Origin of the sequence: Variovorax sp. ZS18.2.2 (assembly GCF_024701975.1) — a bacterium.
Taxonomy (GTDB): Bacteria; Pseudomonadota; Gammaproteobacteria; order Burkholderiales; family Burkholderiaceae_C; genus Variovorax.
In genome coordinates, this window is sequence record NZ_JANLNM010000001.1 from 1,722,322 (window position 1) to 1,733,725 (window position 11,404).

Below are 11,404 nucleotides of genomic sequence, written 5' to 3' on the forward strand. Positions count from 1 at the left end.
AGGTTCAGGCGCAAATTCGATTGCGCACCAAGCGCTCCGTCAATTCGTTGCGCATTTAAAGCTGAGGAAAAAATCGGCATTCCCGCCCACATATTTCGGCCATGCCGGATATTCACACAACGGCCTGCTGGTCAGTGGATTGAGAAGATCCCAGACCACCGGATAGACAGGCGCCGTACCGTCCTCCACCCATTTCTGCACCGCCGCGAGGCCGTCCCATTGCCCGTTGAAGTCTCCACCCGCCGCATGGCCCATGCCGGGAATTTCATAGTAGCGAATGCTGCTCGACGCCGATCCGGGTTTTGTGGCATTCACCGCGCTCACGACATCGTTGTAATAGCGCCGGGTGCTTTGCAACGGAACCACCGGATCCGACATGCCCTGCAGCAGAATGATTTTTCCTCCTTTTTTGAAAAATGGCGTCAAATCCGAGTTATTCATGTTCAACAACCCTTCCAGAGCCGTGATTCGCGATTGAAATGGACCAGGATCATTGACATTGAATTTCAGAATATTTGCAGTGGCATTTCGTGCAACAAAATATCTGAAGGCGGCGTCTCCGAATTGCGTGTCGGCAGCCATGGCCAGACGCTTAAAATCGTCAGTCACCTCCGGATATGACGGCGCAACAAATCCCATGCCCATCACGCCAGCAATAGCACCGACTCCCGATTCAAGGTCTTTTATTTTGCTGATGCCAAAAGCGGCATTCCATTCAACCCCCGGAAAATCCTTGTCGCCGCGAACGGTTTTCGTTGAAAACGACGTGGGGCTGGTCATGACATTGAGGGTATTGATTTGCGAATCCGAGAGGCAAACCTCGTTGAGGCCGGCGGCAGATTGAAAAATACAGCGCAATGGCCACCCGTCCGCCTTCTTTGCGTTTTTCGGATTGAATGCCGCTCGGCAAGCGTCTGGATTGCTCACCAATCCATCCTTCACACCGTCGAGCCCGTCGCACGTTGCAAGTACGCTCTCGTGCAGTACCTGCCGTTCATTCACACTCAGAAAGCCACCCGGCGCAGCCAATGCCTGCGACCAGCCTGCATAGGACCTGACCTGGTCGGCGATACGGGCTGCGGGATACCAGCTGACGATACCGTCCCACTCCTCGGGCCACCGGTGTGCCAGCGCCAATACTTCGCGCCCGCCTTCCGAGCCACCAATTCCATACCAATACGTCGGCCGCGTCGCATAACCCGCATTGATCAGATACGCCACCGTATCCCTGGTTTTCTTCAATGCGTCGCCCGCAAAGTTGTTCAACGCCTCTTCGTTCAGTGCAAAACTGCCGTCGGTGACAGCGAGACCTTTGGAAGAATGCCCCGAATCGCTGGAAAAGGTGACAAAGCGCTGTTTCAACGGCGATTCAACGAACAGAGAGTGCATGAATGGCCCATTGGATGGGGGAATGGTTCCATTCAATCCGCCACCACCAAACATCAGAGCGCGCTTGTTCCAGATCATCGGGAAATTGGCGGTGAATTTGATCGGAGGCGCCGCCGGATCGACCGGACTGATTTCTCCGTCGAGCTTGCAGTAGGAGTCGACCCCGAGCAGACCCTCGAATTTCCATTCTGCATTCACGATGCCTGCCCCTGTCGTGGGCAGGCCAATTTCGTTTGCAGCAATGGTTGCGCTTTTGAACTGATCGCATTGCGCGCGATTCATTGTCGCTTGATTTGCATGACTCAACATCGGGTACAGCGACGACGCCAGCAGCAGCCCGCATGCCAATTGAAATGATTTCACAACTGCCTCCACATATTAATTTAAATTGACTGATCATGGAAAAAACCGGCTCCGGCAAATTAATCACCGAAGGCTTAAATAGATTTAGACCTGCTTGCAAACCTCCTTTTATTTATCGCCTTGGGCGCACCGCAATGCCCGAATCATTTATTTGGGCAGAGTGCAGGCGTAATTGCTCGCAAGCCTTGCTGCGGCCAAGTCATTGGCAGGCTCGGCATAGCGCGGGTACCGCGGATACCGGCACAACGCACCGTGTCCGTGACGGCAACGAGGGCGGCGGTGAGCTTGGGAGCGCTCTTGCCGGGCATGCCGTCGAGCGCGGCGCAGACCTGCCGCGCTCGACGGCGCAGGCGTGGGAGGCGGGTCAGCGGGAGGCGGGTCAGCAGCAGGCGGTGCCGCGGACCCTGTCGGCACGGGAACGAAGGCCACGCCGTCCGATCCCCCTCCTCCGCAAGCCGTCGCAAGAAGAAGCACGAGGCCGCAAGTCGGGCCTCTCCCACAGGCATTCAGCGTAGAACTCATTGTTGTCTCTCATTTTTTTAGGAATCCCAACAAGTACGTAGCGGTAGCAGCAGCAGCTCGACCTGCCCCAGCCTCACTACCAGCGCATCACAGCGCTTTCCCGCGTTCGATGAAGACTGCCCATGGCAATGAGCGCCGCGCGGTCCAGCACGGTGATCTCCGCCCCGACGCGCAGAACGCCCTGCCGCTCGAGCGTCTTGAGTTCGAGGTTGATCCGCTGGCGCGACACGCCCACCATCCGGGCCAAGGTGCCCTGCTTCAGGGCGATGCCGATGCGCACCGCGCCTTGTGGCGGCTCCAGCGCCCCGAAGTCCACGCACAGGCGCAGCAGGCAATTGGCCAGCCGTGCCGGCAGCGGCAATGTCGCCAGGTCGTGCAGCGTGTCGAAGAGCTTGAGCGCGAGGCGCTGCTTGAGCTCCGTGACGGCATCGCGCAGCTCCTCGTGACGCCGCAGAAGCAAATGCAGGTTCTCGCCCTCGATGCCGAGCACCGTGGTGCGGCCGCAGGCATAGGCGGCATGAATCCGTTGCCTGGCACCCGGCGCGCTCACATCCGAGAACCAGGTGCCCTGCGGCAGGTAGGCCAGCGTCGGCCCGGTGTCGCGCGACAGCGGTGGGCTGATGCGCACCGCGCCCTGCACCACCACCTCGAGCGTGGGCTGCGTGGCGTCCCGGCCATGGATCGAGGTGCCGTCGGCGTAGCGCCTGACGACCGCCCGGCACAGCAGATCGTGGCGAACCGTGGGCGAGAGCGAAGAAAACCAGGTCCCGCTGCTGATCGCTTCGCGCTCGGCCGGAGCGAGCAGCGGCACCTGCATCGGCTGCACCAGCTGCAGGGGCGCGGGCGAGAGTGACCCTTGCGGCGCCTCCGCGCGCGCCGCGGCGACGTCTTGCGGCTGCCCGTCCTCCTCGAGAACAGCCCCGCCGCGCGGGCCCAGCATCAGACTGATCGCCAGGCTCATCGTCAGGCCTGCGCCACGGCGTTGGATTCGGACCCCGATCCGGCCAGCAGCCGCAGCTCGCGGCGCAGGATCTTCCCGACCGCGGACTTGGGCAGCGCATCGACAAAACGGATGCGCCTGGGCACCTTGTAGGCGGCGAGCCTCGCGCGGCAGTGCGCGAGCAGTGGCGTCACGCTCGGCGTCGCGCCGGGGGCAGCCACCACCATCAGCATCACCGCCTCGCCGGTCCTGTCGTCCGGAACGCCGACGCACGCGCACTCGAAGACGCCCGGGTACTCGGCGGCCACGGCCTCCACCTCGTTCGGATAGACGTTGAAGCCCGAGACGATGACCATGTCCTTCTTGCGATCGACGATCCTGAGGAATCCCTCATCGTCGAAGACGCCGATATCGCCGGTGCGAAAGTACCCATCGCCCGTGAAGGCCGCCACGTTGGCCTCGGGCTTGCGCCAGTAGCCGCGCATGACCTGCGGGCCGCGCACGCACACTTCGCCGGGCTGGCCGATCTCCACGTCCAGGCCCGACGCGTCGAGCAGCCTGACGTCCGTCGAGGGGAGCGGAAGCCCGGTCGTGCCGGTGTACCGCAGCATCTGCAGCGGATTGGCCGAGACGATCGGCGAGGTCTCCGAAAGGCCGTAGCCCTCCAGGATGTAGCACCCCGTCAGGGCCTCCCAGCGCTCGGACGTTGGCTTCAGCACGGCCGCCCCGCCGCCCATGGACAACCGCAGGCGCGACCAGTCGATCTCGTGCATGCGGGGGTGCGCCGCAAGGCCCGCGTAGAGGGTGTTGACGCCGGTGAAGACGGTCGGCCGCGCGGTCTTCAGCACATCGATGAAGGCATCCATGCGCCGGGGGTTCTCGACCAGCCAGTTCTGCGCGCCGGCCATGAAGTAGGACAGGAAGTTCACCATAAGCGCGAAGATGTGATACAGCGGAATGGCCGTCACGACCACCTCTTGCCCATCGCGCAGCGCTTCGGGCATGAAGGCCCTGAACTGCTCGATGTTCGCCACCAGGTTGCGATGGGTGAGCGCCGCGCCTTTCGACGGGCCGGTGGTGCCGCCGGTGTACTGCAGGAACAGCAGGTCTTCGCCGCGAATGTCCACGGGGTCGAAACCGAGGTGGGCGCCCTCCGCGATGGCCGCGGGCAGCGTGATGGTGGTGCCGAGGCGCCGGTCCGTCGGCAGGTCCGTGGGTTCGAGGCCATGCAGATCGCCGGCCGTGACGATGACGACCCGCCGGATGCCCGTCGTGTGGACGACTTCAGCCAATGTCGGCAGCGCGTCTTCGTGAATCACGATGAGTTCCGCGCCGGAATCCTCGAGCTGGTGCTGCAGCTCGCGCGCCGTGTACAGCGGGTTCACGTTCACCTGCACGCCGCCGGCCTGCGCGATGCCGATGAAGGCCACGGGAAATGCCAGCACGTTCGGCAGCATCACGGCCACGCGATCGCCCTTCTTCAGGCCCGCCACTTTCTGCAGGTAGGCGGCGAAATCCGAGGACATCTGCCGGACGTCGGAGAAAGTCAAGGTCTGCCAGAAACCATGGAACGCCGGCTGCGCATGGAAGCGCTCCATGGCGAGTTCGAGAAGAACGTTAACCGTAGCATAGCGGTCGGCATCTATTTCCCGGGGGATGTAACCATAGGAAGCCTGCCAGTGTCTCTTTTTCATTGGAATCAAAGCGATGTTCATCGAGTCGGATGCAGATGCCGGACTATGGACTTTGATGCCGAGCTTGAGAATGATTGCGGCGTCCTTAAACGATATGAAATAGGACACGAACAGCGCGCGGTCCTCGCAACGGACGCAGTTTTTCACCCACGCTGCGCGGAAGCAGCGAGTTTTTTGAAGCGCATGAAGAAGGGCCCGTCGTCGATCGCTGCAAATCCGGCGTGCAGCCGATCGATCGAGGGCCTCAATCGGCCATCACGGCGTCCAGCCGATAGCCTTGCTTGTAGATCCCACGCAGCACCAGCCCGCGTCCCGCTGCGTGCAGGCCCAAGGTCCGGCGTACGCCCGCGATGCAGACATCGAGCGAACGCTCACCCGGGCGCGGCGCCCGGTGCCAGAGCGCCGACCACAGCCAGTCGCGCGGCAGGAGCCGGCCCTGGTTGCAGAACAGCAGGAGCCCGAGCTTGAATTCGAGCGGCTTGAGATGGACCGTCCGGCCGTCGGGCAGCACCACGGTCCATTGCGATGCGCGAAACCGGTAGTCGCCGCAAACCACCTCGTCCATCTTCGGCGGCATCACCATGCCGACGCCGAAGCGCGCCAGCATGTCCCACACGCCCGATTCGAACTCCCCATCGTCCTTGGGCAAGGTCACGAAATCGACGTTGCCGCCGACGGCGATGCGCCGCTCCTGAAGCTCGATGCAAACCTGCCGCTCGACCACCACCAGCATGGGCACCGCGACGCTGGCGCACAGCATCGCCAGGCCCTCGGCGGTGGCATCGGCCGGCCACACCAGCACCAGCAGATCGAAGCGCTGGCCGGCGCGCGAGGCGACCGCGAGGTCGACCATCGTCTCGAACGCCACCGAGGCATGGCGCATCAGGTCGAGGCGCCGGCGAATCGCGGCGGACAGCGCATCGCCGTGCCCGACGAGCGCGACGATGGCCTGCACCGACATCGGCTCGGTGAGTCCGACCTGCCGCAAGACGCTCGGCCTCGGCAGGCCGATGGGCGGGGCGGTCGCGAGTCCTTGGAACCGCGCGGAAACGCCATGGGTTGAGGGTTCGAGAAAAATATCTTTCCAATCCGAACGTGGGTTTTCTTGACGGGCCTGTGTGCGACCTGAGCGATGTTTGCAACCGCGTTCATCGCCGCCGACACATGGGCCTCGGTTCATCGCTTGATGTAAACGAACTATGAGCCACGGGGCCACGCCTGAAAATGATCGCAGTGACCTCGAACGGTATGAAAACGGACAAACCGCGATGGTGGAGCACCCGAATACCAGCGTGCCAAACCTTCGTATCAACCGGTGCGTCTGGCCATCGGATGTGCGGCGGGCAATGCTTGTGCCGCCTCCTCCAGAAACGACAGAACCTCCGTGTTGAAGCGCAAGGGCTGCTCGAAATAGGGAGAGTGGCCGGCGCCTTCGATCTCCACCACCCGGCTGCCGGGAATATGGCGGGCCACATCGCGCACGACCGCGGGTGTCACGATCGGATCTTCCGAGCCGACCAGAAGCAACGTGGGGCACCCAAGCACCTCCAGCACCTCCAGCGGCAGCAACTGGTCCAGTTGCAGCAACGATGCGAGGCGCGCGCTCAGGCCGGCGCTCGCCTCCTCGTTGAAGATGGACGGGTTGAACTGATTGATCTGCCGATAGAGCACCGCCAACTCGGGGTGCCGCTGCACGAAGCCCGGGCTCAGCGCGCTGTTCTCGAGGTTGCCCAACTCGACCGACAGAAAAAACCCGCGAACGTTCGCCAGCATCTGCGCATGCCGGATCGCCATGGGCGAATCGCAGCACGCAAAGGCCCAGACCCGCTGCGGCTCCCGCAACGCCAGGCGCAGCCCGGTCATCCCGCCGAGCGAGTGGCAGATCAGCGCCGCGCTGTCGATACCCTCGGCATCCATCACGGCCAGCACATCGTCCGCGAACACGTCGAGCCTGAATCCGCTCGCCGGTGCGACCGACCGGCCGAACCCGCGGTTGTCGATGGTGATGCAGGTGTACCGCCTGGCGAAGGTCGGCAACTGCTGCCACCACGTGGCGGCGTTGGAGCCCGCGCCGTGGCAGAAGACGACCGCGGGGCCCTGCCCCCGGCGCTCGTAGTAGATGTGGGTGTTTCCGGATTTTGCGTAGCTCATGCGGGTGGTGGCTGGCGGGTGAAGAGAGGGAGAGGACATTCAGTCGCCGACGCCGTGGCCGCTCCGCCATGCGGCGCACAGACCCGGCGAAGTTCATCGAGACGAATGCGGAACCTGGACTATGGGATGCGCAACCGCGCTTGAAAATGATTGCGGTGCCCTTGAACGGTATGGAAAAGGACATCTTTTCCTCTTCGAGGTTTCGGCGCTCATCTGCTTTGCCGGCGCCATCCCCTGCTGCACCTCGAACCCTGCGCTGCATCGCGGTGTGCGACGCATCCGATGAAGAGGCGCAGCGCGGCCTCGCCATTTTTTCGCATTAGAAAAAAGGATTAATACAGACACCACGGTGTGTGAGCAATCCCTACGTAACAAGCGCGTTGCTCCGGCTCGAAACGACACGACGTTACGTAACGCGTCGCGAAATAACACCTGGCAGCCCTGCGCCAACGTGCCGTTCCAATCGAAGCTCGATCGAGAAATCTCATGTGGATCAACGACTTGAGTCGCTGCAGGCGCATCGTTGGCTGGGCTGCAGGACAGCGGCATGCAAGTTGCCCTTGCGTCGGCCCCTATTTTTTTACAGAGGTGAGCATGAGCCTTTCGCAAACGTTGACCGAATTGATCGAGGGTCTTGTCGGCGACGACGACCCCCTCGGCGGTGTTCTGGGTAATGACGGCCTGCTGGGTGGTTTGCTCGGTGGCGACGGTGGTCTCCTCGGCGGCCTGCTTGGCGACGACGGCCTCCTCGGTGGCCTCCTGGGCGACGACGGCCTGGTCGGCGGTCTGCTCGGCAGCGACGGCCTCGTGGGTGGCCTGCTTGGCGACGACGGTCTCCTCGGTGGCCTGCTGGGCGACGACGGCCTGGTCGGCGGCCTGTTCGGCAGCGACGGCCTTGTCGGTGGCCTGCTCGGACCGGACGGCCTGGCTGGCGGCCTGCTCGGCGAAGACGGCATCGTCGGTGGCCTGATCGGTGAAGACGGCCTCCTGGGCGGTCTGCTCGGCGGCCTCCTGGACGGCATCGGCGGCGGCAACCCCGGCACGCCTGGCGGCCCGGCGCTGCTCGATCCGGTCGACAGCATCGTGGGCGGCATCGCCAGCGGACTGAACAACGGCCTGCTCGGCGACCTCGGCCTGGGCGACCTGCTGACCCCGGTGGCCGGCATCACCGACACGGTGACCGACACGGTCGACGGTCTGCTTGGCCCGCTGCTCGGCACCACGTTTACCCCGAACAGCCCCAACATCCTCGACCCGGTCGACGGCGTGGTGGACCAGGTGACGGACGGCGTGAGCGGCCTCATCAGCCCGCTGACCGACCAACTGCTGGGTGCCGGAACGACGGCAGCGCTGCTCAATGCGGTCGACACGCAAGTGGACTTCCTCACCGACGGCGTGGCGAATCTTCTGAATGGCGATGGCCTGCTCGGCGGCGTGCTGGGTGACGACGGCCTGCTGGGCGGATTGCTCGGCGGTGACGGTGGCCTGCTTGGCGGCGTGCTGGGCGAAGGCGGCCTGCTGGGCGGCGTGCTGGGCGGCGTGCTCGGCGGCGACGGTGGCCTGCTCGGTGGCGTGCTGGGCGATGACGGCCTCTTGGGCGGTCTGCTCGGCGGCGACGGTGGCCTCCTCGGCGGTGTCCTGGGCGATGACGGCCTTCTGGGCGGCTTGCTCGGCGGCGACGGCGGCCTGCTCGGCGGTGTCCTGGGTGATGACGGTCTGCTGGGTGGCTTGCTCGGTGGCGACGGCGGCCTGCTCGGCGGCATCCTTGGCGACGACGGCCTGCTGGGCGGCTTGCTCGGCGGCGACGGTGGCCTCCTCGGCGGCATCCTTGGTGACGACGGTCTGCTGGGCGGTCTGCTCGGCGGCGATGGTGGTCTCCTCGGTGGCGTCTTGGGCGATGACGGCCTGCTGGGCGGCCTGCTCGGTGGCGACGGTGGCCTGCTCGGCGGTGTCCTGGGTGATGACGGCCTGCTGGGCGGTCTGCTCGGTGGCGACGGTGGTCTCCTCGGTGGCGTCCTGGGTGACGACGGTCTGTTGGGCGGCTTGCTCGGTGGCGACGGTGGTCTGCTCGGCGGCGTACTGGGTGAGGACGGTCTGCTGGGCGGCCTGCTCGGTGGCGACGGTGGTCTCCTCGGTGGCGTCCTGGGTGAAGACGGTCTGCTGGGCGGCTTGCTCGGTGGCGACGGCGGCCTCCTCGGCGGTGTCCTGGGTGAAGACGGTCTGCTGGGTGGCCTGCTTGGCGGCGACGGCGGTCTCCTCGGTGGCGTGCTGGGTGACGACGGTCTGCTGGGTGGCCTGCTTGGCGGCGACGGCGGTCTTCTCGGTGGCGTGCTGGGTGACGACGGCCTGCTGGGCGGCGTCCTTGGCAGCGACGGTCCGGTCGCCAACATCCTGGAGCCGATCTCCGAGGTAGCGGGCAGCCTGACGGACACCGTCGCGCCGATCATCGCAACCGTGGCGGGTGCCGCAACCAGCGTGGTCGAGCCGGTGGCCGACATCCTCGCCGGTGCAGCGGGCGCGGTGGCGCCGGTTGTCGACACGGTGGCCGGTGCGGTGAACGGTATCGGCGACGTTGTCACCCCGCTGGTGACCGAGGTCGTGACCCCGATCACCAGCCTGGTCGAGCATGCGGTCTCGCCGGTGACGAGCATCCTGCACGGCCTGCTGGGCTGACAGGCGACAAACAGCAAACAGCAAGCAAGCACCTCCGGAAGAGGCGCGCGTCGTGGGCCCTATGTGGCTTGTTGCGCGCGCCTTTTCAGACAACCTCTGGCAGTTGCCTGCACTGCTGAATGCACACCGACTATTTGGACGGATCGGTCAGCGCGTCGTAGATCGACGGGCTGAGGGAGGCCAATGAGCCCGACAGCCCCAGCACGTGAATCATGCCCAGCACGATCATGTCGTTGGCCGGGTCCACCCAGAATGTCGTGCCCGCCGCACCGCCCCATGTGTAGGTTCCCTTGCCCTGCTTGAGCGGGGACTTTGCAGGGTCCACCACCACGGCACCGTTCAGGCCGAAACCAAAGCCCGCACCCGGAAAGACAGGCACCTTGTTCCCCTGCAGGTACGCCTGAACCTTGTCGGACAGGTGGTTGCTCATCATCAGCTTCACCGTCTCGGGCTTGAGGATGCGCACGCCTTCGAGTTCGCCGCCCTTGAGCAGCATCTGCGCGAAGCGCGCGTAGTCGGCCGTCGTCGACACCAGGCCACCGCCGCCGCTGGGCAATACGGGCGGGTTGGTGAAGATGTCGAGAAGGAACAACCCGCTGGTGTAAGGCGCGATCTGGCCGCTTGCCGGGTCCACGCCATAGAGCGTGGCCAGCCGCGAGCGCTTGTCCTCGGGGACATAGAAGCCCGTGTCCTTCATCCGCAGGGGGCCGAAGATGTTGTCCTGCATGAACTGCGAGAACGACTGGCCCGACAGCCGTTCGACGATGACGCCCTGCACATCCATGGCGATCGAGTACTTCCACTTTTCGCCGGGCTGGTAGGCCAGCGGCAGCGAAGCCAGCTTGTCGATGAAGGCCTTCGTACCCGGCTGGCCGAGCATGTTCGATGCACGGTACATGTCGTCCACATCCGATTCGCCGGCCACGAGCCCGTAGGCAAACCCCGCCGTGTGGGTCATCAGCTCGCGCATGGTGGCAGGCCGCGATGCGGGCTCGAGGATCGCGTTGCCCTTGTCGTCCTTGCCCTTGTAGACCTGCAGGTTCGCGAACTCCGGAATGAACCTGGTGACCGGGTCGTCCAGCTGCCACTTGCCCTGCTCGTAGAGCTTGAGCATGGCGACCGCGGTGACCGGCTTGGTCTGCGAGTAGATGCGGTAGATGGTGTCGGCCTTCAGCGCCGCGCCGCTGGCCAGGTCGCTCTTGCCGTAGATGTCGTCGAGCACGATCTTGCCGTGGCGCGCCACATAGAGGGCGATGCCGGGAGGTGCCGCGCCCTTCTTGTTGTCGACGAAGGCATGCGCCGTCTCGATCACCGTCTTCAAGCGGTCTGAAGAGAAGCCGGCCGATTCGGGCGATGCGGGCGCCAGCGCGGGCTCCGCGGCTGCGGTGGGTGCAGGTGGATAGAAAGCGTTGCCGTCGCTCCCTCCTCCACCGCAGGCTGCGAGTGCCAGTGCCGCCGCAGTCGCGATGGCCAGTGCTTTCAGGCGAAGAAATTGCTGCATGTGCGATACCTCTCTTTGTCTCTTTATTTGTTGAATGGCGATTTGCCGAGGCAAAAAAACGGGGCGAGCGCCATGCCCGCCCCGCGCAACGACCGGGTCTGTCATACCGACCCGGACCTTACTTGCTGCAACACGCCCTGCGCCTCTGTTCGGGCGCATGAGGGCGTGTCA

The 11,404-nt window shown here is 64.4% G+C and carries 7 protein-coding genes and 1 pseudogene; 2 read left to right on the plus strand and 6 right to left on the minus strand.

Going from position 1 to position 11,404, the window contains the following annotated elements; all coding sequences use genetic code 11:
- Window positions 1-39: 39 nt before the first annotated feature.
- From NU688_RS08120 to NU688_RS08140, 5 genes are all read right to left on the minus strand, one after another.
- A complete protein-coding gene (locus NU688_RS08120) occupies window positions 40-1,752 on the minus strand; it encodes a tannase/feruloyl esterase family alpha/beta hydrolase (RefSeq protein ID WP_257860028.1) in 1,713 nt (570 codons plus the stop codon).
- A 598-nt stretch (window positions 1,753-2,350) separates the two neighbouring features.
- Window positions 2,351-3,235 (minus strand): Crp/Fnr family transcriptional regulator, encoded by an 885-nt coding sequence (locus NU688_RS08125; protein ID WP_257860029.1) that lies wholly within the window; start codon window positions 3,233-3,235, stop codon window positions 2,351-2,353.
- Between the two features lie 2 nt (window positions 3,236-3,237).
- A complete protein-coding gene (locus NU688_RS08130) occupies window positions 3,238-4,908 on the minus strand; it encodes an AMP-binding protein (RefSeq protein WP_257860030.1) in 1,671 nt (556 codons plus the stop codon).
- Window positions 4,909-5,152: 244 nt separating this feature from the next.
- Window positions 5,153-5,896 carry a helix-turn-helix domain-containing protein gene (locus tag NU688_RS08135; protein WP_257860031.1) on the minus strand — a complete coding sequence of 248 codons (744 nt, stop codon included), beginning with the start codon at window positions 5,894-5,896 and terminating at the stop codon, window positions 5,153-5,155.
- Between the two features lie 320 nt (window positions 5,897-6,216).
- Window positions 6,217-7,059, minus strand: coding sequence for an alpha/beta fold hydrolase (locus NU688_RS08140; protein ID WP_257860032.1), 843 nt, complete (start codon window positions 7,057-7,059; stop codon window positions 6,217-6,219).
- A gap of 68 nt (window positions 7,060-7,127) precedes the next feature.
- Here NU688_RS08140 and NU688_RS08145 point away from each other — a divergent pair, with 68 nt between their 5' ends.
- Window positions 7,128-7,382: a hypothetical protein gene (locus NU688_RS08145; protein ID WP_257860033.1), complete on the plus strand. Its 255-nt coding sequence runs from the start codon at window positions 7,128-7,130 to the stop codon at window positions 7,380-7,382.
- Between the two features lie 298 nt (window positions 7,383-7,680).
- Window positions 7,681-9,732, plus strand: a pseudogene (locus NU688_RS08150) (hypothetical protein); the annotation flags it as partial.
- A 130-nt stretch (window positions 9,733-9,862) separates the two neighbouring features.
- Here NU688_RS08150 and NU688_RS08155 read toward each other — a convergent pair.
- Complete coding sequence (locus NU688_RS08155; RefSeq protein WP_257860034.1) at window positions 9,863-11,233, minus strand: serine hydrolase; 1,371 nt, start codon at window positions 11,231-11,233, stop codon at window positions 9,863-9,865.
- Window positions 11,234-11,404 lie beyond the last annotated feature (171 nt).